The 20,412-nt window shown below is 51.9% G+C and carries 18 protein-coding genes, 3 pseudogenes, 1 riboswitch and 1 other annotated feature; of the genes and pseudogenes, 9 read left to right on the top strand and 12 right to left on the bottom strand.

The window, feature by feature from the left end:
* Nucleotides 1–4 precede the first annotated feature (4 nt).
* The 3 genes from TR2A62_RS01280 to TR2A62_RS01270 form a co-directional block, all read right to left on the bottom strand.
* Entirely contained in the window at nucleotides 5–787 is a 783-nt protein-coding gene (locus tag TR2A62_RS01280; RefSeq protein WP_009157621.1) for an ABC transporter ATP-binding protein, read from the bottom strand.
* Nucleotides 784–1,191 (bottom strand): DUF1636 domain-containing protein, encoded by a 408-nt coding sequence (locus TR2A62_RS01275; RefSeq protein WP_040820999.1) that lies wholly within the window; start codon nucleotides 1,189–1,191, stop codon nucleotides 784–786. The genes TR2A62_RS01280 and TR2A62_RS01275 overlap by 4 nt, the downstream gene beginning before the upstream one ends.
* Nucleotides 1,192–1,315: 124 nt before the next feature.
* Nucleotides 1,316–1,533, bottom strand: a riboswitch (cobalamin riboswitch).
* A 101-nt stretch (nucleotides 1,534–1,634) separates the two neighbouring features.
* The gene (locus TR2A62_RS01270; RefSeq protein ID WP_009158998.1) at nucleotides 1,635–2,396 is read right to left on the bottom strand and encodes an IclR family transcriptional regulator; all 762 of its coding nucleotides are present in this window, start codon (nucleotides 2,394–2,396) and stop codon (nucleotides 1,635–1,637) included.
* Between the two features lie 68 nt (nucleotides 2,397–2,464).
* On the opposite strand from TR2A62_RS01270, the gene TR2A62_RS01265 reads away from it, so the two are divergent.
* From TR2A62_RS01265 to TR2A62_RS01245, 5 genes are read left to right on the top strand one after another with little or no spacing between them, the layout of a single operon-like run.
* The gene (locus TR2A62_RS01265; protein ID WP_009158083.1) at nucleotides 2,465–3,823 is read left to right on the top strand and encodes a selenium-binding family protein; all 1,359 of its coding nucleotides are present in this window, start codon (nucleotides 2,465–2,467) and stop codon (nucleotides 3,821–3,823) included.
* Nucleotides 3,820–4,188, top strand: coding sequence for a 2Fe-2S iron-sulfur cluster-binding protein (locus tag TR2A62_RS01260; RefSeq protein WP_009159965.1), 369 nt, complete (start codon nucleotides 3,820–3,822; stop codon nucleotides 4,186–4,188). The genes TR2A62_RS01265 and TR2A62_RS01260 overlap by 4 nt, the downstream gene beginning before the upstream one ends.
* Before the next feature lie 3 nt (nucleotides 4,189–4,191).
* Nucleotides 4,192–4,656, top strand: a complete 465-nt coding sequence (locus TR2A62_RS01255; RefSeq protein WP_009158967.1) for a CoA-binding protein — start codon at nucleotides 4,192–4,194, stop codon at nucleotides 4,654–4,656.
* Nucleotides 4,653–5,174 (top strand): rhodanese-like domain-containing protein, encoded by a 522-nt coding sequence (locus tag TR2A62_RS01250; RefSeq protein ID WP_009157870.1) that lies wholly within the window; start codon nucleotides 4,653–4,655, stop codon nucleotides 5,172–5,174. The genes TR2A62_RS01255 and TR2A62_RS01250 overlap by 4 nt, the downstream gene beginning before the upstream one ends.
* A gap of 34 nt (nucleotides 5,175–5,208) precedes the next feature.
* Nucleotides 5,209–6,363: a glycine cleavage T C-terminal barrel domain-containing protein gene (locus TR2A62_RS01245; protein WP_009160504.1), complete on the top strand. Its 1,155-nt coding sequence runs from the start codon at nucleotides 5,209–5,211 to the stop codon at nucleotides 6,361–6,363.
* Nucleotides 6,364–6,476: 113 nt separating this feature from the next.
* Here TR2A62_RS01245 and TR2A62_RS01240 read toward each other — a convergent pair whose 3' ends face one another.
* Both TR2A62_RS01240 and TR2A62_RS01235 read right to left on the bottom strand, forming a co-directional pair.
* On the bottom strand, nucleotides 6,477–7,505 hold the full coding sequence (locus TR2A62_RS01240) for a fatty acid desaturase (protein ID WP_040820003.1): 1,029 nt from the start codon (nucleotides 7,503–7,505) through the stop codon (nucleotides 6,477–6,479).
* Between the two features lie 317 nt (nucleotides 7,506–7,822).
* Complete coding sequence (locus tag TR2A62_RS01235) at nucleotides 7,823–8,161, bottom strand: carboxymuconolactone decarboxylase family protein (RefSeq protein ID WP_009158491.1); 339 nt, start codon at nucleotides 8,159–8,161, stop codon at nucleotides 7,823–7,825.
* A 391-nt stretch (nucleotides 8,162–8,552) separates the two neighbouring features.
* Here TR2A62_RS01235 and TR2A62_RS17450 point away from each other — a divergent pair, with 391 nt between their 5' ends.
* From TR2A62_RS17450 to TR2A62_RS01220, 3 genes are read left to right on the top strand one after another with little or no spacing between them, the layout of a single operon-like run.
* Complete coding sequence (locus TR2A62_RS17450) at nucleotides 8,553–9,056, top strand: GbsR/MarR family transcriptional regulator (protein ID WP_009159299.1); 504 nt, start codon at nucleotides 8,553–8,555, stop codon at nucleotides 9,054–9,056.
* A gap of 4 nt (nucleotides 9,057–9,060) precedes the next feature.
* Complete coding sequence (locus TR2A62_RS01225) at nucleotides 9,061–10,308, top strand: efflux RND transporter periplasmic adaptor subunit (protein WP_009160178.1); 1,248 nt, start codon at nucleotides 9,061–9,063, stop codon at nucleotides 10,306–10,308.
* Nucleotides 10,305–13,430, top strand: a complete 3,126-nt coding sequence (locus TR2A62_RS01220) for an efflux RND transporter permease subunit (RefSeq protein ID WP_009158423.1) — start codon at nucleotides 10,305–10,307, stop codon at nucleotides 13,428–13,430. The genes TR2A62_RS01225 and TR2A62_RS01220 overlap by 4 nt, the downstream gene beginning before the upstream one ends.
* 124 nt (nucleotides 13,431–13,554) lie before the next feature.
* Here TR2A62_RS01220 and TR2A62_RS01215 read toward each other — a convergent pair whose 3' ends face one another.
* From TR2A62_RS01215 to TR2A62_RS18320, 3 genes and pseudogenes are all read right to left on the bottom strand, one after another.
* A complete protein-coding gene (locus TR2A62_RS01215; RefSeq protein WP_040820000.1) occupies nucleotides 13,555–13,734 on the bottom strand; it encodes a hypothetical protein in 180 nt (59 codons plus the stop codon).
* A 52-nt stretch (nucleotides 13,735–13,786) separates the two neighbouring features.
* Nucleotides 13,787–14,990: pseudogene (locus TR2A62_RS17950) on the bottom strand (IS3 family transposase).
* A gap of 57 nt (nucleotides 14,991–15,047) precedes the next feature.
* Nucleotides 15,048–15,134 (bottom strand): annotated as a pseudogene (locus TR2A62_RS18320) (transposase); the annotation flags it as partial.
* 264 nt (nucleotides 15,135–15,398) lie between these two features.
* Between TR2A62_RS18320 and htpG the strand changes: the two are divergent.
* Entirely contained in the window at nucleotides 15,399–17,234 is a 1,836-nt protein-coding gene (gene htpG / locus TR2A62_RS01190; protein WP_009159839.1) for a molecular chaperone HtpG, read from the top strand.
* A 52-nt stretch (nucleotides 17,235–17,286) separates the two neighbouring features.
* Here the strand turns inward: htpG and TR2A62_RS17945 are convergent, their stop codons facing one another.
* The 4 genes and pseudogenes from TR2A62_RS17945 to TR2A62_RS18900 form a co-directional block, all read right to left on the bottom strand.
* Nucleotides 17,287–17,520 carry an HIT family protein gene (locus TR2A62_RS17945; RefSeq protein ID WP_223296141.1) on the bottom strand — a complete coding sequence of 78 codons (234 nt, stop codon included), beginning with the start codon at nucleotides 17,518–17,520 and terminating at the stop codon, nucleotides 17,287–17,289.
* A 14-nt stretch (nucleotides 17,521–17,534) separates the two neighbouring features.
* Nucleotides 17,535–18,401, bottom strand: a complete 867-nt coding sequence (locus TR2A62_RS01185; protein ID WP_009160121.1) for a DMT family transporter — start codon at nucleotides 18,399–18,401, stop codon at nucleotides 17,535–17,537.
* Nucleotides 18,402–18,838: 437 nt separating this feature from the next.
* Nucleotides 18,839–20,067, bottom strand: a protein-coding gene (locus TR2A62_RS01180; protein ID WP_369699496.1) for an IS3 family transposase whose coding sequence is annotated in 2 segments (ribosomal slippage) — nucleotides 18,839–19,770 and nucleotides 19,770–20,067 — 1,230 coding nt in all. Because the reading frame shifts where the segments join, the coding sequence is not laid out codon by codon here.
* Nucleotides 19,664–19,780: a sequence feature (AL1L pseudoknot), on the bottom strand. (Overlaps the previous gene by 117 nt.)
* A 155-nt stretch (nucleotides 20,068–20,222) precedes the next feature.
* A pseudogene (locus tag TR2A62_RS18900) lies at nucleotides 20,223–20,339 on the bottom strand (IS6 family transposase); the annotation flags it as partial.
* Nucleotides 20,340–20,412 lie beyond the last annotated feature (73 nt).

The raw sequence follows: 20,412 nt of genomic DNA, 5'->3' as shown, positions 1-20,412 counted from the left end.
AACCTTAATTAGGAAGAGTAAAAGTGAAATGAGATGACCCGCTCGTCGCAAGATTTTCGCGCCGGGCATCTACGTGAAAAGTGTCTGACACGAGCCTATCGGTTAGAAGTGTTTCGGGCGGGCCAAACCCCTTCGGGTGACCGTCCTTTAGAACGAGAACGTCGTCACAAACGCCAACAGCCATATTCAGGTCATGCAGCGAGACAACGATTGTCAGACCGAGACTGCGGATCAGCGACACGACCTCTAATTGGTGACGCACGTCGAGATGGTTGGTCGGTTCGTCAAGGATCAGAACCTGCGGTTCCTGCGTCAAAGCACGCGCAATCATAACCCTTTGGCGTTCGCCGCCCGAAAGAGTGCCAAAGACCCGACCCGCCAAATGGTGCAGGTCCAATCGCGTCAGGACAGCATCAACAACCTGTTCGTTCCCTGCCCCGCCGAACGAAAAGCCTGATAGATGCGGCGTACGGCCAAGGCTGACAATTTCCCGCACCGTCAGGCCAAATGCTGAGACTTGTTCTTGCAAGACCGCCGCAATTTGTTTGGCACAGTCGCGCGCTTTCATGGACCAAATATCGGTGCCACCGATTTGAACCTGACCTGTCGCCGGTTGCTGAAAGCGGTACAGCAGACGCAGCAGCGTGGACTTGCCTGCGCCATTTGGCCCCACCACACCTACGACACGCCCAGCGGATACTTTGAACGTCGTGGAATGCAAGACTGGCGCCATCGCTTTGGCGGGTCCCCAACTTACATCTTGCACGTCGAGATCGGCGGCGATCATGATGCCCGCGCAGTGCTGGCTTCGATCCCAATGATCGCTGATGGAATCCGCGCAAGTGTCGAGCCCCGCAATTTCCCGGGACGATCAACAGACGAACACCACCCGTCATGAAGATAGGCATATTGCTGGGCAAAGGTGACAAGGTCGTCCACATCGACATCTGGGTCGATATCGCCAAACAAATAGGTCGCTTTGTGGCTGCCATGATAGGCGACAGTGCACGGACGATCACAACCCGCCATGCAAGCCACGCCTGAGACCTCGAAATTCTCGGGGATCGTGTCGCCAGCAACCTCGATCGCTTTTCGCAACTTTTCAATCAGCTCGTAGCCGGGTCGGCATACGCTGCCTTTGTGCTTGCAAGACGTGCAAACCGTTATTCTATGGGTCGCTTGTTTGTCCATTTCGCCCTCCGCGATCACGCGGTGCCGATAGGTTGGATGTCATGAAGAACGAGAAATAGTGGCCCGTTTAACCATCATGATCCCCGAACCAGACACCCCGCCTGAATTGAGTAACGTGCACAACGCCGAAACGTCGCGTGATGGCAGGTCTCCTGACTTGCGGATCAGCGTTTCCTCGAGCCTTCCCAAGCCGAAGGCTCAGTGGCATCAATCGAGGTTACTCGCCGCATACAGTTGCGGGGGCAGTTACGGATTTGGCGCGTATTCGCTCTTCCTTACCGTATTCCCTTTTCATTCCAAACGCATGTTCGGCGCCTGAAAACCATCAGAGATTCTTGTGGGAGATTCTCGCTGGTTCGTCAAGTTGGGAAAAAGTGCCCGCTCGGCGATATCTGGCCAAAAAGATGCGCGAAGGCGGCACATCGCAGTAGAACAACTGCAGACTACCCCACTCTCAGGCTGGCGCTGGTTTCGTACCATCCAAGAGTGTCAGAAATTTCTCGCGCCATGTCCTGCAGTTCTTGCCCCATGTCTTCCCGCTTTTTGGCGGTGAGCACTCGCGTTGATGCGGTCACACCAATGGAAAGCGTTTTGCCGTGCCCAGATTTCATCAGTGTGGTCGCGACAGAACAAATACCTCTTTCGAGCTCTTCTATGCATTCGGCATAGCCTCGTGACCTGATGGCACCGAGCTCTTGTTCCAAAGCTTCGAGACTAGTGATGGTGTTTTCAGTGTATTTCTTGAGATGGCCCGTCAGGTCGTTTTTTGTGAGCAGCTCTGGTGAAAACGCCGCGATGACCTTGGAGCAAGAGCACGCATGAAGCGGACGTTTCCCGACACCCGGGTGCAGGTACGACACGCCGTTGTCAGGTGTCTCGACGTGGATGATTTCAACCGATCTCCCCCGAAGTCTTGAAACGAAAAAGGCCGCACCATGTGCCTGAGCCGCACGCGCAAGCGTGGGTGAAATGATCTCTAACAAGGCTGGATCGGAATCTTCGTTTCGAGTTATGCGGTTCAGTCGGCTACCAAGGGCGAAATGCCCCCGCTCAACCGAGCTCAACAACCCCACGGAAACGAGATCCTGCACCAACCGATATACCGTCGGCTTAGGAAGCTCTGTGTGGCTACAAACTTCAGCCACTGTCGCCACATTTTTCTGTCCGACAATTTCGAGAATACTGGTGAGGCGCTCTAAGTGCATTTTTTACCTTGTAAGAATCTAATTATCGATTTACGAGAATTGCGACTTGATCGCAAGAGAGGAATGTGATGATGGACCTAGAATGTTGTGGCCCCGGCTACTCTAGCCCTGCGGCAGCGATCAAAGCGCCTCGTGAAAAACTGCTTTACACCATTGCGATCTACACAGGTACGGGCATTCAAAAACCCGACTACCTCGCAACTGTAGATGCGGATCCCGATAGCCCCACGTACAGCCAAGTCATTCACCGGCTCGAGATGCCGGGCATTGGGGACGAGCTACACCACATGGGATGGAATGCCTGTTCGTCATGCCACGATGACGCAGGAATGAGCCGCAAGTACTTGCTGGTCCCCGGCGTGCGTTCCAACAACATTCACGTCGTTGATACCGCAACTGACCCCTATGCGCCGCGTTTGCACAAAGTGATTGATGGTGCCGAAATCAAATCAAAGACCGATCTAAGCGGGCCCCATACTGTCCACTGCCTAGGTTCAGAAATCATAATCTCCTTTCTGGGCAACGCAAAGGGTGAAGCCCCAGGTGGGTATCTGCACCTGAACAAAGATTTTGAAATTGTAGGCCGCTGGGAAGAGACGATGGGGGACATCCCCTTCAGCTACGATTTCTGGTACCAGCCGCGCCACAACGTGATGATCTCATCCGAGTGGGCCGCACCCAATACGTTTATGCCGGGCTTTGACCTCGAAGAGGTTGGACATCTCAAGTACGGGCGGCGTCTCCACATTTGGGATTTTGAGAAGAAGAAACCGATCGAGACGATGTATCTCGGCGAAGATGGCTTGATCCCACTAGAGGTAAAATTCTTACACGACCCTGACAGCAGTCATGGATTTTGCGGCGCGGCCCTAAGTGCAAACGTCATCCACTTCTGGAAGACTGACGAAGGCAAATGGGAATGGGAAAAGATCATCGATGTTGAGAACGAGCCGCATCCTGAATGGCCCATTCCTGTCCCGGGCGTGATGTCGGCAATCCTCGTTTCGATGGACGACAAGTACCTCTATTTGAACAACTGGCTGCACGGCGATATGCGCCAGTATGATATTTCAGATCCCCACAAGCCGGCACTGACGGGTCAAGTCTGGATGGGCGGATTGCTGGGCAAAGCGCCCGAAGTGAACGGCGTAAAAGTTGCAGGTGGCCCACAGATGTACCAGCTCTCGCTTGATGGAAAACGGCTCTATGTAACGACATCCCTCTTTTCGACTTGGGACAATCAGTTCTACCCCGAGATCCGCACCCAAGGTGGTGTCATGTTGATGATTGACTGCGACGTCGAAAATGGCGGCATGAAGGTCAACAAAGACTTTATCGTTGATTTTGGACAGGAACCTAATGGTCCCAGCCGTTGCCACGAAACCCGGTATCCGGGCGGTGATTGTACAAGCGACATTTGGCTGTGAGCGAGACACATACAATCACAATCGCCAATCGCGATGCTGCCACATACGAGATTGATGCACGCCGCCCCCTATTGGACAGCTTGCGCGACCACGGCGTCGACCTGCCCTATGGCTGCAAATACGGCGGCTGCATCACCTGCGCAGCCAAGCTAACGTCTGGAGAGGTCGATCAACGTCGCCAAGTTGCCCTTAACAATCGGCAACTCGACAACGGGTATGTCTTGCTGTGCGTTGCACGCGCCACGTCGGACTGTACCCTCGAGATCGGTATCGAAAGCCACGACAAACTCTATCGCAATCCCTTTCTTGATCCGCTCGAACCACACGAGTTGAAAGCGGACATCGCGACACCAAAGGAGGTCTGATCCATGCCAGCCAATGCATTGGACGAACTGTACGACTACGACGCCAAATACCTCGCTGATATCCTTAAATCGGTCAAAACCATCGCAATGATCGGGGCCAGCGCGGACAAGACAAAATTCAGCTATGGCGTACTGCGGGTGCTGCATGAAACCGGCTACGATATGATGCCGGTTAACCCCAACCCGAACCTCTCTGAGATCAGAGGCATCAAGGTCTTTCATTCGCTCGAAGAAATTGATCGACCTGTGGACATGGTCGAGGTCTTCCGCCCCAAAGAAGAGCTGTACGGGATAACGGAACAAGCGATCGCGATTGGCGCCAAGGTTTTGTGGGGCCAGATCGGCGTCTACGACGATGCGGCAGCAAAGCTAGCCGAGGATGCCGGATTGCAAGTCGTGATGAACAGATGCCCCAAGATCGAGCTCTTCCGTCCGTTTTGGAAGCCACGGCTTGATCTGGCGATATGAAGCAAAAATCGACGACCATGCGCGTACCTGCGGCCTGTGGCTGCGGATGCGGTGAGGCCGTTGATTGGCCAATCGGGGCGATGCTGAAATGGTATCGCTCGAAACGAACAAGGAATTCGGAAATGCCGCAAAACATCACAAAGAGCGCAAAGGACATCGTCAAAGATGCATTGTCCCAAGTCACCGCAATCAGCGCAGAAGAAGCGATGTCGCTGGTCGGCTCACCTGACCACGTCTTTGTCGATCTTCGCGATGGGATAGAACAGGCGAAAACGGGCATCATCGCTGGGGCCGTCGCCTCTTCGCGTGGAATGCTCGAATTTCACATCGACCCAGATAGCCCTGCACACAAGCCAGAGTTCAATCAAGACAAGACCTATGTGTTTTATTGCGCATCTGGCGGACGCTCGGCCTTGGCCGCGACAGTCGCGATGGAAATGGGATTGTCCCCATTGGTCAACCTAACGGGTGGCGTTGGCGCATGGAAAAAAGCCGGCGGCGACCTCGTTCAAGAATAGCACTTTCTCCAATAAATCCTGTCTGGAACATACAATGACCAACGACCTCGACTTCTCTCAATTCAGCTTTGGTACTCAGGTGCGCAAGTCACCCTTTTCAGACGCGGCGCTGCGCTGGGGGGCAAAGGGATTTTCCGTCTACAACCACATGTATATCCCGCGCGATTTTGGTGATCCGGTCCAGAACTTTTGGAACCTCGTGAACGAGGCGATTTTGTGTGATGTCGCGGTCGAACGTCAGGTCGAGATCAAAGGTCCCGATGCCGCCAAATTCACGCAATTCCTCAGCTGTCGTGATCTTTCCAAATGCGAAGTCGGCCAATGCAAATATGTTCTGATCACAGACCAAGCAGGCGGTATTATCAACGACCCAATCTTGTTGAAATTGGCAGATGACCATTTTTGGCTCTCAATTGCAGACAGCGATGTTTTGCTATGGGTGCGCGGTGTGGCCGTGAATGCAGGAATGGATGTTGAGATCTCCGAGCCTGACGTGTCTCCGTTGCAGCTGCAGGGCCCGAAATCGCGTGATGTCCTGCGCGCGGCCTTTGGAGATGCTCCGACCGAACTCAAATACTACCGGTTCATGGAATATAACTGGGACGGGGTTCCTCTCATCATCTCTCGCACCGGTTGGTCAAGCGAACTTGGATATGAGATTTTCCTGAGGGACGGTTCTGCCGGCGACGAGCTATGGGAACACATCATGCAGGTGGGAACGCCGCTTGGGCTAAAGCCAGGTCACACATCCAGCATTCGCCGCATCGAAGCTGGGATGATGTCCTATCATGCAGACATGACGCTTGCGAATAACCCCTACGAGCTAAACCTTGGCCGCTTAGTCGATTTGGGTATTGACGCTGATTTTGTCAGCAAGGCCGCTCTGAAAGACATCAAGGCAGAAGGTGTCGCACAGCGGCTCATCGGTCTCGAAATTGACGGTGAACCGCTTGTTGGCTCGAATGATTTTTGCTGGCCTGTTTTGGTAGAGGGCGCGCAAGTCGGTCAGGTAACCTCGGCAATCCACTCTCCAAGATTAGGCAAGAACATTGCCTTGGCTATGGTTCAATCCGAACATGCATCAGTTGGCGGGGTCGCTTGCGTTGACATCTTGGACGATCAGCGGATGTGCACGGTTGTGCCTATTCCATTTTACGATCCCAAAAAATCACTCGCCTCAACGAGCTAGTATGCTTGGCTGAATCAACATCCGGAACACAACGGACGCACTGCGCCGGTTGTGAATTTCAAACGACACCAAACAATATGCGCCCAGCCCTGTCATAGCAGTGCTGGCTAAACCTAGCGAACCCGTGCTTGAGCGAAAGAAACCAAACGTCTGGCATCTGCGTCCCACAACCGCAGCCGAACACTGTGAAAGCTTTGCCGGATCGTCATGCGATTGCTCTCTGCAAGCTCCGCATGATCACGCAACACCTCTGGCAGTCGATAGAACGGAATGCGGCTATAGAGGTGGTGAACGTGATGAATTCCAATGTTCGCACTGACCCATTGCAACATGGGCGGCAGGACATAATGCGAGCTTCCTTCGAGCGCAGCCTCGTGCAGCTGCCAATCGCTCTCAGGTTCCCAATGCGTCGTTTCAAACTGATGCTGAACGTAGAACAACCAGACCCCTGCCGTCGCGGCAAGAAGGGTCGATGGCAAGAAGATCAGCAAGATCGGTGCCAAACCACCAAAGTACAGAACCAATGCAACCCAAACAAAGATTGCAGCGTTCGTACACATTGCACTGACCCAGTATTTCCCAATACCCATCAGACCCAAAGGCAACCGGTTTTGAGCGAGGAACAGATACCCCGGACCAAGGCAGAACAAGACGATCGGGTTGCGGTAAAGCCGGTAAACCAGGCGATTGATCGGAGCCAGATCGCGGTACTCGGTCACCGTCAAAGTCATGATATCGCCGATTCCACGCCGTCCAAGATTTCCAGACGAACTGTGGTGAATAGAATGCGACCGGCGCCATACGTCATAGGGTGTCAAAGTCAGAACACCAATCACACGTCCGATCCAGTCACTAACCGTACGATTCTGAAAGAACGCCCCGTGGCCGCAATCATGCTGAATGGCAAAAAGGCGCAACAAGAACCCCGCGTTGAACAGAGAAATCGTGAAAGTCAGCCAGTAGCTGACCGACATCGACCACCATGCAAGCGCCCACAATAGTATGAAGGGGCCCAATGTAATCGCGAGCTCAAACGAACTACGCGACAAGCTGGGATCACGGTACTTAGACAGTACTTTGACCCAATCCCGCCCAGACTGGGTCTCGGCCTTTTGCAGGGGCGTCTCTGATATATCGAACATGTGCCTGTTTTCTTGTTGTTGATCGGTAGATGCATATACGGTTGGGCAGCATTCGCAAAGGTTAGTTCTGCAGGCGTTCACGACCCGTTGATGCCCACACCTATTCACCTGCCCCACCAAGCGCCGCAGCACGAATAGCTGACGCGTTTCAGAGTTGGAAATGAATTTGATAGAAGCACGTGTCGCACTGAGCGTCGGCACGCCCGGCAATCTCACAAAGTCATCCACTGACCGTTCGTTGCAAGCGCAACCGATCAGCTGCGACTTCAGAAAGTCACCCTCAGAAACTAGGTTTAGGCTTTCCTCGTGCAAAATCTCTAATCAAGGCCAGCCAATCGCCCCAAGCGGCGAGCCCTTTTCAACGCTCCCATTCCATTGCGCGTCGCACGGTCCACATGTGACCCCCATTCGTACCATGACGCCGAATGAGCGCCGACACGCAGGATGACAAGCTCTCCGAGCGGCTGACCCAGCGCCCCACCATCAACCGCGTAGTTCCGAAATCCCCACCACGCACCCAAAAGATCAGGACTATGAGCCATCAACTTGTGAACGTTGATGGGCGCGCCGTTCATATCTGCATAGACGTTTCGCAGGTCTTGCGCCCATTGATCCGGTTCAAGCGGTTTAATCGGCGCCTGTGTGTCATCGCCCATTGCCAATCCTTACACTCTTGCATTCACGTCCCTAAATGGAACCGTGCACAATGTAGACTGCAGTTCAAGCCGCAGCAGAATTTTGGATAAATCTGGGTGGTGACGTAGTCCCCCACACGGCCCACAAATAACACCACATTTCCCTCAAAAGTATTGACGATATGGACCACTCTTTTGGCTCGAACGGCCTCGAACATATCAATAGCTTAGCAGAATTGTGGACTACGTTTTCCGTCTGCTTTTTCGCTCAATGGCCGATCAAGTCGTATGATACATCTATCTCCTCTATTAGTTGAATTAGTGACGTGGCGTTTTGTTTGGTCTTAACCGAACAAACTTTACAGCCTCATAACTCATGAACTAAACGCTCCTCACAGACGAGGAGCTTTGCATGGCCAAAGACGCATCAGACGATCCAGTTAGGACCGATTTCATCGAGAAAACGGGTCTAATCACGCAGGCCGAAGGGTTACCACGCATTGCAGGGCGGGTGTTCGGCTTGTTGATCTATGACGGTGACGTTGTTTCCTTCGGTGATTTGGCAACCAAGCTTCAGGTCAGCCGTGCCAGCATCAGCACTAGTATTCGTATTCTTGAAGAACGCGGATTGGTGAAGCGGGTCACAAAGCCCAGTGAGCGTCAGGATTTTTTCCAGCTTGCCGCGAATCCCTACGGCACGATGTTGAAAGGTATCCAGAAGCGGAACCGTTCCATCCAAGATGACATTGCACAGACTATTCAAAGCCTCCCAGCCGACGCTGATACCGTAGGCAGGCTTACGGCCTACGCAAACTTCTACGCATCATTGGATGCGGCGGTTGCAGTCGCCCTCAGCGAACTCAATTCTTTCGACGACCCAACAACGGGGCAGCAGCCCACAGCCCTGAAGGATTAATAAAATGACCAATAAGAGCGACACGACGCCCCCCAAGGATGCAGCGAAAGATATTGCATCTAACGATTCGCCAGAGGTTAAGTCCGCAGAGACATCACCAGCGTCGCAGGACAAGACGCCTCAGAAAGATAACCTTTCTGAGGCTGACGAAGCACCACAGCGCCTGACATTCTCGTCGGACAAAGGTGCGTCACGTTCTAGCTGGTTCGCGGCGGTGTTGGTATTGGCCATCGTTGGCTGGATGGGAAGTGGATTTATCATTCCGTCCGAAGACACTGATACTGTCATCGGCCGCGAAGACCCGAAGCCCGTAGCGGTTGCTGTCACAACATCACTCGCTGAAACGGTCACGCAGTTTTATCAGGCCGAGGGTCAAGCCTTGCCTGATCGAGACACCCTGATGCGGGCCGAAACTTCTGGCGACATTGCAGAGGTTCTGGTGAGTAAGGGACAAGATGTATCAGCGGGAGATGTCATTGCCCGTTTTGATCCGACCAACAATGAAGCCGACGCGAACCGTGTGGCGCAGGAATTGGCATTAGCGCAGCGAGAGTTGGAAAATGCCGAGAGCCTGTTGCAACGTGGTGTAGCGACCGCGGACCGCGTTGCGGATGCACGGGCTGCACTGGTGGCAGTGCAAAGCCAAGTGACTGCGGTGGAGCAAGCCGCAAAGTCACTTACGATCACAGCGGCTTTTGACGGTCGTATTGAAACGTTGAACGTCGATGAGGGCGAGTTTGTGTCAGCTGGAACCGAGGTCGGTCGCCTGGTTGACATCACACCATTGACGGTTGCCATTCAGGTGCCACAGCAATCGCTTACCCAACTTTCTGTTGGTCAGCCTGCAACGGTTCGTTTCATCACAGGTGAAGAGCGTGATGGGGTTGTGACGTTTGTTGGCACTTCTGCTGCGTCAGAAACCCGCACGTTCCTTGCTGAGATCGAGGTTGAGAACGAAGATAGCGCAATCCCCGCAGGTATCTCTGCTGAGGTGATTATCCCCACAGGCGAAGTCACGGCGCACTTCCTGTCCCCCTCTATCGTGTCGTTGAACTCAGTGGGTGCGTTGGGCATCAAAACCGTCAACGCCGACAACGTGGTCGAGTTCTTTCTGGTCCAAGTCGTCAAAGCACAGATCGATGGTATCTGGGTCACGGGCCTGCCCAAAAGCGTGAATGTCATCACTGTTGGCCAAGGTTTTGTGAATGAGACTGAAACTGTGGCGCCCATGGCAGGGGAGCAAAGCGAATGAACGCTATCATTGATTTCGCCTTTTCGCGGTCTCGCGTTGTGGTCATGGCGCTGCTGTTGATCCTGTCGGTGGGGGCCTATGCGTATTCTGCTATTTCTAAAGAAGCTAACCCAGAGATCCCGTTACCTTTATTTTACGTCTCGTCAGGATTGGACGGGATCAGCCCGTCCGATGCCGAACGTCTATTGTTGGAACCAATGGAGTCGGAGTTCGGGTCTATTGCTGGCCTGATTTCGATGAACTCTGATGCGACCGAAGGGTTCGCATCTATCCAGCTTGAGTTTGCGCCAGGCGGCGATAATCAAGAGGCACTTGATAAGGTGCGCGAAGCGGCGAACCGTGCGCAGGGTGACCTGCCCGAAGATGCCCGTGACATTACGATTACCGAGATCAACACAGCTCTTTTCCCGATCATCACCGCAATCCTGTCTGGACCCATGCCAGAGCGGACTTTGAACGATCTTGCCAACGAAATGCAAGAAGAAATCGAAGGCCTGAGCGGTGTTCTTGAGGTCGATATTGGTGGCCAACGTTTCGAATTCCTTGAGGTGCTGATCGACCCCACAGTGTTTGAAACCTACAACCTGTCGTTCGATGAACTGATCGGCCAGCTTCAACGCAATAACCGTCTGATTGCTGCTGGTGCGATTGAGACAGGCGTCGGGCGTATTGTCCTGAAAGTCCCTGGCCTGATTGAAGACCTAGAGGACGTGATGTCCATGCCCGTAAAGGTGCGCGGTGATGCCGTGGTGACCTTTGGCGATGTGGCCACGATCCGCCGCACATTCGAGGACCCTACATCCTTTGCGCGCATCAACGGCCAGCCCGCTTTGGCGTTGGAGGTAACCAAACGTTCTGGTGCCAACATCATCGACACAGTAAATGAAGTAAAAGCACTGGTTGATGCGCTCAGCGTCGATTGGCCGGATAATGTTGAAGTCACCTACCTGCAAGACCAATCTGTGCAGGTTAAGGACTGGTTGTCTGACCTTGAGGCGAATGTGATCGCCGCCGTTATTCTTGTAATGATCGTGGTCGTTTTTGCGCTTGGCACACGGTCTGCCTTGCTGGTCGGTCTATCCATCCCTGGTGCGTTCTTGGCGGGTGTTGTCGCGCTTTGGGCGATGAGTTTTTCCATGAACATCATCGTTCTGTTTGCATTGATCTTGGTTGTGGGAATGCTGGTCGATGGAGCCATTGTGACCACCGAACTGGCCGACCGAAAGCTACAAGAGGGCTTGCCCGCAAAGCAGGCATACTCGGAGGCAGCCAAACGCATGGCGTGGCCAATCATTGCATCAACGGCGACCACGCTGTCCGTGTTTTTCCCACTCCTATTCTGGACAGGCATGGTGGGTGAGTTCATGAAATCCCTGCCCATCACAGTGATCCTGACTCTCTCAGCATCTTTGTTTATGGCGCTGATCTTCATCCCAGTCATGGGCGGTTTAATCGGCAAACGCCCACCGCAATCGGCCAATGCCAAGGCAGCCCTGTATGCTGCTGAACTTGGTGATCCACGCGAAATGGGTGGATTCACTGGCGGCTATGTAAGGCTGCTGGAATGGGCGATCACACGTCCTGCTGCTACGCTACTTTTAGCGATAGCTCTTTTGCTGGGCGGGTTCGGTGCCTACGGGCAGTTAGGCAAAGGCGTCAGTTTCTTCCCATCTATTGAGCCTGACTTCATGCAGGTGCAAGTTCGTGCCCGTGACAACTTCTCGATCTTCGAAAGGGACGCACTGGTGCGGGCTGTCGAGGATCGCATCCTACCCTATAAAGAAATCGCAAGTGTCTATGCACGATCCCTGATGTCCGCAGGCCAAGGGGACGAAGAAACGATAGGCACGTTGCAATTGGAACTCATGCCATGGGACACCCGTCGCACTGCCGCAGAGATTGGTGTTGATATCCGTGAAAGTGTGTCCGACATCGCAGGTATCGACGTGCAGGTGCAAACGGAAAGTGGCGGCCCGACGGCTGGAAAACCAGTGAACCTGCAAATCACAGCCCGCAATCCTGATGTGCAGAACGAAGCGGTGCAGCAAGTGCGCGACATCATGGACGGTCTTGGTGGGTTCAGCGATGTAACTGATACCCGCCCAGTGCCAGGTGTCGAGGTTTCGATCCTTGTGAACCGTGCGGAAGCAGCACGTTTCGGCGCAGACGTGAGCCTTCTGGGACAAGCCGTGCAATTGCTGACTCAAGGCATCACCGTGGCCGACTATCGACCTGATGACGTAGATGGCAGTTTGGATATCCGTGTGCGGTTCCCTCGTGAAGAACGCACATTGGCAGAGCTTGGCAGTCTGCGTGTGCCAACATCGGCGGGTCTAGTCCCGATCGCGAACTTTGTGACCTTCACACCGTCAGACCGTACAGGCGTAATCCGCCGTATAGATGAAAAACGTGTGGCTACAATTGAGGCAAACGTCGCACCAGGTATCTTGGTAAATGATCAGGTCATTGCACTTAATGCTGCGTTGAACGCCACCGATCTACCCGATGGTGTGGAGTTCAGCTTTGCTGGTGAGGCAGAGGATCAAGCCGAAAGCATGATCTTCCTCATCGGGGCATTTGCAACGGCCATCTTCCTGATGTTCGTGATTTTGGTTTTGCAGTTCAACAACTTCTACCAAGCCTTCGTTGTGATGTCGGCCATCATATTCTCTATCGCAGGTGTGCTGTTGGGCCTCATTGTTACAGGACGCCCATTCGGCATTGTCATGGGCGGGATTGGCGTCATAGCCTTGGCAGGGATCGTGGTGAACAATAACATCGTGCTGATTGATACATACAACGATCTCAAGAGGGCGGGGCAATCGCCACTAGAAGCGGCGCTTCGGACAGGCGCACAGCGTCTGCGGCCCGTGATCCTGACATCGGTCACAACAGCTCTTGGCCTGATGCCGATGGTGATCGGGGTGAACCTGAACTTCTTCACACGCGAAGTTGTCTATGGCGCACCGTCAACGCAGTGGTGGACAGAACTGTCATCAGCGATTGCAGGCGGTTTGGTGATTGCGACGATCCTGACGTTGGTCGTGACACCTGCGATGTTGATGCTGGGTGAGAAACGGGCAAGTCGACGTGTTCCCACCTCAGCTGTACCTGCCAAATAAGCTTTCAAGCCGACATTCAATTTAAGAGACCGAGTGTCGGCTTCGTCCGCAAAGCAGACATCGGGGCAGAATGTAGCAAAGGGCTGCTTCCTACCGTTTCCACCTCGGGCAGAGTGGCAGCCAGCTATGGTTCAGGATATGCCTTGTAGGTCATGTTGCAGCATATGCAGCGGGTGGCGTGATTGATATTCTGCTGGATATCTTTTGAATGAACAAAGCCCGCGCATTTAACCCGTTCTTGTGTTTGAAAGCAGATAAGTTGATGGCGCATGAAACGAAACACGCCAAAGGCAGTCTTGGACATCTTTTGGCTCCCTCTTCTTGAGCAGCCGCACTTGAGTGGTCCATGTTGAAAGTTAGTGCATGATTGGCCTTTGGTCCATCGGTACGATGGCTTCTGGCGCTGGTGGGCGGTAGCCCAATGCACTGTGTGGTCGCTTGGTGTTGTAATGGTTCCTCCATCTTTCGATAATGATTTTGGCCTCACGCAGCGAGTAGAAGATTTCGCCGTTCAGCAATTCATCCCTCATTCATCCGTTGAAACTCTCGCAGTATCCGTTCTCCCAGGGCGATCCGGGTTTGATATATGCGGTCTTGGCTCCAACAGCGTTGATCCAGTCCCTGACAGCCTCAGCGATGAACTCGGGACCGTTATCTGAACGGATGTGGGCAGGAACCCCTCGCAGGATGAACAGGTCTGTAAGAGCGTCGATGACCTCCGTCGAGTTCAACTTCCGTTTGACCCGGATCGCCAGACATTCCCGGCTGTGTTCGTCCAAGATGTTCAATGTCCGGAACGCCCTGCCATCGTCAGTTCGGTGATGAACGAAGTCCTTCTCAGCAGATTGCTACGCAATCGCCTGTCAGACAGTGCATAAGACCAGACATGATTGCGATACTCGGGGCGCAGCCGGACGCACGACCCATCATTGAGCCAGAGCCGCCCTTTCTTCGGTTGTTTCATGGGCACTTTAAGCCCCTCACGCCGCCACAGACGTTCCACACGTTTGTCATTCACTTGCCAGCCTGCGTCTCTCAGCAGGGCTGCAACCCGACGATAGCCATATCGACCGTATTGGCGTGTCAGCTCAATCATATCCGCGACCAAGCGTTCTTCGTCAGCACGCCCATGTGGCAATCGACGTTGTGTGGATCGGTGCTGGCCCAGAACGCGACAAACCCGTCGCTCTGAAACTTTGAACTGACTGCGAACATGGTCGATGCAGGCCCGCCGACGCGAGGGGCTCAGAAGTTTCCCGATGCGGCCTCCCTCAAAATCAGCTTGTCCAATGTCAGGTCGGATACTGCACGCCGAAGACGATCATTCTCTTTTTGTAGCCGCTTCAGTTCCTTCAGTTGTTCTGTGCCCATTCCGCACTCGACCGTTATTCTCGAACCAATGGCGAAAAGGTCTCGTTTCTTCTTCCAGCGATAATAGGTTTGTTCAGTCACACCGATCTGTCTGATTGCATCAATCCGGGGCATGCCTTGTCCCATCAGAACTTCAACCTGCCGTAACTTCACGACTATCTCTTCGGGCTTTGGTCTCTTAATGGCCATCGTTGGTCCTCCGCTTTCCTAACGATAGGGGCGGACCACTTCAAAGGGGGAGGCTCAGCGGCACAGTTCGGAAACCGGCACACCGTCCTCCGCCTGTTTCAAAATGCCCATGATCTGCGCGTCGCTATATCGTCCGTTCTTCATCGTAAATCTCCTCAGATATCTTGCCGAAAAAATCCTACTCGTGAACACCACTAATTTTAGGGGGGATTACCGCCCCAACAGGACTTCAACCTGCCGTAACTTCACGACTATCTCTTCGGGCTTGGGTCTCTTAATGGCCATCGTTGGTCCTCCGCTTTCCTAACTATAGGGGCGGACCACTTCAAAGGGGGAGGCTCAATCGGTTGTTGATTTACTTGTTAGACGTATTAACTACCGCACGAACCAACAAAGATAGGTAAAACTGTGCAAACTCATAAGTTCGAAGCCGATACAGGCAAGATTCTCAACATTGTAATCAATTCTTTGTATTCGGATAGTGATATTTTCCTTCGGGAACTTCTTTCTAATGCGTCTGATGCTATACACAAACGTAAGTTTATGGGGCTGTCACAGCCAAAGTTGCTAAACTCCTCCGATGACGAGATTTTCGTCGAGGTCGATGAGAAGGCTAAGACGATCAAGATTACTGACACTGGTATCGGGTTGAGCGCAGATGATCTGACTGAAACGCTGGGTACTATTGCTCGTTCAGGCACCTCATCTTTTTTAAACAGTATAGAGGAAGCATCTGACAACAAGGATGCCGCCAAAACTCTAATTGGTAAGTTTGGCGTTGGTTTCTATTCTGCCTTCATTGTCGCAGAAAAAGTATCTGTAACAACTAGAAAAGCAGGTGAAGCGGACACAAGCAGTTGGGAAAGTGATGGGCAATCAGGCTACACGCTTTCTAAGGTTGAGGAAGAGCATGAAGTAGGAACATCGATCAAACTGTTTCTTCGCAAGGATGCGAAGAAGTATGCTGATTTAAGCAAGATTAAAAGTCTTATTAGAAAGTATTCGGATCACATTTCGGTTCCAATTTTTGTCCAATCCAAGGATGTGGAAAGAGAGCAAGCTAACAGCGCACAGGCTTTATGGAGCAAATTGCCATCTGAAATTACGACTGAGGAATATACTGATTTCTATAAGAGCAGTCTTGGGTTCTTCGATGACCCCTACATTACGTTACACAATAAAACAGAAGGTTCGATTGACTTCACAAATCTCCTTTTTGTACCCAAAACGGCTCCTTTTGACTTATTTGAGCCTGAACGAAAGACGAAGGTAAGCTTGTATATCAATCGTGTATTTATAAGCAGTGACGTAGCAGGCGTTGTTCCTACATGGCTCCGATTTGTTAAGGGTATTCTTGATACAACAAGTCTAGATTTGAACGTCAGTAGAGAGATGGTTCAAGATAGTCCTGTGATCAAAAAAATCTCGAGGTCTGTGACTAAAAGGATTCTATCTCAGTTAAAGAAAAAGCTCAAAAAAGATGACTTAGAATATGATGCCTTTTGGGATCAATTTGGTAAGGTCCTTAAGGAAGGCCTATATGAAGATTTTGAGTATAGAGAAAAGATTGCTGAGATTACTCGAGTGTACTCCTTCAAGCATGATAAATTGATTAGCCTAGATACCTACGTCGAAGAGATGTCTGAGAGACAAGATAGGCTCTTTTATTTGACTGCCGATAGCTTGAAGCAAGCCAAATCCAGTCCCCACCTAGAAGGTTTCAAGGCAAAGAATTTGGATGTCTTACTGATGACCGATCATATTGACGCTTTTTGGATGTCACAAATGGGTTCTTACAAAGAGAAATCCTTCCTCTCCATTTCACGTGATAAATATGATCTTGCAGAATTGTCTGATGACACAATTGAGCCAAAAGCAGATAGTGAAGAAACCAATGTTGTATTGGCACTAATTAAAGATTGCCTTGGCGAACTTGTTGAGGACGTCATATCAACGTCTTCGCTGGTGGAGAGCCCAGTACGACTAGTTGCTGGTGAAGGCGGCCTAGACTACAACCTTGAACGCATTCTCAAGGCACAAAATTCAGATTTTGAGGGAAGTAAAAAATTATTGGAGGTCAATTGTGACCACGCATTAATTCAAAAGCTGCCAAGCCTAACAGCTAATTTGCAAAAATCTTTAAGCAGGGTTCTTTTCGAGCAAGCAAGGGTCTTGGATGGTGAAATGCCATCGGATCCACAGCAATTTTCTAAGGACCTTATTGCAATGGGTGAAGCAATTTAAGCTATTGGGTGAGTGTATAGAATGTATACTCACTCGCAGCTCCGACAAAAAGTTACTGATAACTTTGCTCATTTGGGATAACCCCACGCACCCCGCCTCTGGGATCAACGACCTCACCAACACGTCTTGGGATCAAGTGTACGTGTATATGAAACACAGTTTGACCTGCTGAGGCTCCTGCATTGATACCGACATTGAAGCCTGTGATGGTGTCATCTTGTTCAAGGATCGAATGTCGCTGCTCATGTAGCATTGCCTCAATAGCATTACGTTCAGGCTGATGCAGGTCGGAGTAGTCAGTTAAGCAGACTCAAGAGCGCCATTCCTGCGTTCAAGCACAATATAAGTTGCTATGGCGGCAAGCACTACTGTACCACCAATCACCATCATCCTATTTGGGCTTTCACCTACTCCCCACCAAACCCAAAGCGGACCTAATACAGTCTCTGACAGCATGATCAGACTAACCGTTGAAGATTTTACATTTCGTGCAGCATACGACAGCGCAATGAATGACAGCGGTAAAATGCAAATGCCAGTCAATCCAATGGACAGCATATTTATGGGAGGAAGCCACTGTAAATTGTTGGCGCACACGTAACCCACACAGGCTGCGCACATAGCCCCCAAAGCCATTGCTAATACGAATGGTGCGTCCTGATCTTTTCGTATCATGGTGAAATTCATGGCTAGCGCAAAAGCTACCCCTAAGCCCAGCAGCAAGCCAATGACGCTCGTTTCATTTATGGTGGCCCCATCGACGTCATGTCCTAGAAGGGAAATCGACAATCCAGCAAGCACCACAAAAGCAGTTACGAGCGTTAATTTAGACAGCGGCTCGTTTAGGATGAACCTTGATAAAAGTGCTGCAAAAACTGGGACTGTAGCCACGCCCAATAGAACTATCACAACTGGAGCCAGTGCAATCGCTAAGCTAAAAAATAAGACGTTGAGTAGCTGGCAGCACAGAAGAATGCTAAAACTAAGCGTTGTAATTTTTGACAAACTCTTCCAGCCGTCAAGCATCGCCCAAATGATCAAGTAAGCTACGCCACTTAGGCTTCCACGCCAGATAAGCATATTCCAACCATCCAACTGAGAAAGACGCATCAGCAACGTATCGGGCGTTAACAGCAACGCACCAATTATCGCTAGGGTAACCCCCAATGTCGTTTTGCGTGTTTGATCTGAAATCTGCTTAATCTTTCTATTTCCTCTAGTAATGGGAGAGGCATAGGAGACAGCCCTAAGTTCTCACATTTACTAGCCTACTCACTCAGCTTATACTCTGTCAGGCCTAGCCACTTAGCGAACTTAGCCTGTCGATCAAGATACTGACTGGTTGGATCAATACGGATAGGCGTGTGGTATGCAACAACTACAGGTTCTTCATATCCTTTAATATTCCCAGTCACCTTACCTGTATGGGTATTTCTCTCATTCTTAATTTCGTGATTGACAGTGTAATTGGTGACCTGATGGGTGGCTTGATCTAGGACACGCCGCAGTGAGCAGCCCCACTTGAGTGGTCCATGTTGAAAGTTAGTGCATGATTGGCCGTTGGTTGAACCGCCCCGGTTTTACCGGAGACTGTTTAGTTCTTCTCAAGCGACTTTATCGAGTGTGTTCATGTTTGCATAGAAGGCCTCCTCTGCCTCAGTTGGTGTGATGTATCCGATGGGTTCGAGCAGTCGGCGATTGTTGAACCAGTCGACCCAATTGAGCGTTTCCCACTCGACCGCGTCAGCGGATTTCCATGGCCCCAATCTGTGGATGACTTCGGCTTTGAACAGGCCAAACATCGTCTCGGCCAGCGCGTTATCATAGCTGTCACCGACTGTTCCAACAGACGGCTCCAAGCCCGCATCAGCGAGGCGTTCGGTATATTTGATCGACAGATACTGGCTGCCCCGATCGCTGTGATGGATCAGGCTCTCTGAAGGCCGTCTTTCGTAAAGGGCCTGTTCAAGCGCGTCCAAGACAAACTGTGTCTGCTGCGATCTGGAGGCCTTCCAACCGACGATCTTGTTGGCGAAGGTATCGATGACGAATGCCACATAGACAAACCCTTGCCAGGTCGAGACGTAGGTAAAATCTGACACCCAGAGTTGGTTGGGCATTATTGCGCGGAACTGCCTGTTCACTCGGTCCATCGGGCACGGCAAAGCCTTGTCTGCCCAAGTCGTTTTGACCTTCTTGCCGCGACGGACACCTTCGATACCGATGTCACGCATGAGCCGCTCAACCGTACAGCGCGCCAAATCATAGCCTTCGCGGCGCATGGCATGCCACAGTTTACGGGCACCATAGACAGACTGGTTATCGTCCCAAATCCGCTTCATCTCAGCGCGCAATTCAGCATCACGTTTGGCGCGATCCGACGCTTTGTCTGGATCATCCTCGACGGCCAGATGCGCGTAGAACGTCGAAGGGGCAATCTGCAAAACGCGACAAATCGGCTCGACCCCGCAGACATCACGATGTTCTTTGATAAAGCTGATCACTTCCGAAACGGGCGGTCGAGCTCCGCCTGAGCGAAATACGCTGATGCTTTCTTCAGTATCTCATTGGCTTGCCGAAGCTGGCGGTTCTCGCGCTCCAGGGCTTTGATCCGGTCACGTTCAGCCGTCGTCACACCATCACGTCGACCGCTGTCCGCCTCAGCTCGTCGAACCCACGCCCGAAGCGTATCAGGCCCACAACCAATCTTAGGCGCGATCGATTTGATCACTGCAGACTGACTGTCAAATTCGCCCTGATGCTCAAACACCATCCGTACAGCACGTTCGCGTACCTCTGGCGAACATCTGTTTCCACATTTGTTCTTTTCCATAACCCAGTATCCTTACTTCTGGGTCTCCGGCAAACAAGGGGCGGTTCACACGAAGAGACTGGAGAACTCCAGACAGTCGAACAAGCTTTCGAAGCAGGGTTCCGTCTAGGTGAGCAACAGGGACGCGATCAAGGGTATGTCGATGGGTATCAGGAATGCAGCAGATCTTCGACATTGCGGAGAGACAACGAAAATCGAACATATATCATCACCGCCAAGTGGATGATCTCCGGACTGGTTTAAAAGTAGCGGAATGGGCAACGTTTTGTCATCCACTGGGGCTACGGAACCACCCCGCCAACCTCAAGCTGATTTCTTCTGACAGTGCCGACCGACCCCCCTAGC

The organism is Thalassobium sp. R2A62 (assembly GCF_000161835.1).
In the GTDB taxonomy this organism is placed as follows: Bacteria; Pseudomonadota; Alphaproteobacteria; order Rhodobacterales; family Rhodobacteraceae; genus Thalassobium.
The sequence above is the reverse complement of the archived record's forward strand: the minus strand, read 5'-3'. Positions and strand labels throughout refer to the sequence as shown.

Excerpts from the sequence above, each read along its gene's own strand:
- TR2A62_RS01280 (WP_009157621.1), bottom strand. The coding sequence starts at position 787 with ATGATCGCCGCCGATCTCGACGTGCAAGATGTAAGTTGGGGACCCGCC.
- TR2A62_RS01275 (WP_040820999.1), bottom strand. The coding sequence starts at position 1,191 with ATGGACAAACAAGCGACCCATAGAATAACGGTTTGCACGTCTTGCAAG.
- TR2A62_RS01270 (WP_009158998.1), bottom strand. The coding sequence starts at position 2,396 with ATGCACTTAGAGCGCCTCACCAGTATTCTCGAAATTGTCGGACAGAAA.
- TR2A62_RS01265 (WP_009158083.1), top strand. The coding sequence starts at position 2,465 with ATGATGGACCTAGAATGTTGTGGCCCCGGCTACTCTAGCCCTGCGGCA.
- TR2A62_RS01255 (WP_009158967.1), top strand. The coding sequence starts at position 4,192 with ATGCCAGCCAATGCATTGGACGAACTGTACGACTACGACGCCAAATAC.
- TR2A62_RS01250 (WP_009157870.1), top strand. The coding sequence starts at position 4,653 with ATGAAGCAAAAATCGACGACCATGCGCGTACCTGCGGCCTGTGGCTGC.
- TR2A62_RS01245 (WP_009160504.1), top strand. The coding sequence starts at position 5,209 with ATGACCAACGACCTCGACTTCTCTCAATTCAGCTTTGGTACTCAGGTG.
- TR2A62_RS01240 (WP_040820003.1), bottom strand. The coding sequence starts at position 7,505 with ATGTTCGATATATCAGAGACGCCCCTGCAAAAGGCCGAGACCCAGTCT.
- TR2A62_RS01235 (WP_009158491.1), bottom strand. The coding sequence starts at position 8,161 with ATGGGCGATGACACACAGGCGCCGATTAAACCGCTTGAACCGGATCAA.
- TR2A62_RS17450 (WP_009159299.1), top strand. The coding sequence starts at position 8,553 with ATGGCCAAAGACGCATCAGACGATCCAGTTAGGACCGATTTCATCGAG.
- TR2A62_RS01225 (WP_009160178.1), top strand. The coding sequence starts at position 9,061 with ATGACCAATAAGAGCGACACGACGCCCCCCAAGGATGCAGCGAAAGAT.
- TR2A62_RS01220 (WP_009158423.1), top strand. The coding sequence starts at position 10,305 with ATGAACGCTATCATTGATTTCGCCTTTTCGCGGTCTCGCGTTGTGGTC.
- TR2A62_RS01215 (WP_040820000.1), bottom strand. The coding sequence starts at position 13,734 with ATGTCCAAGACTGCCTTTGGCGTGTTTCGTTTCATGCGCCATCAACTT.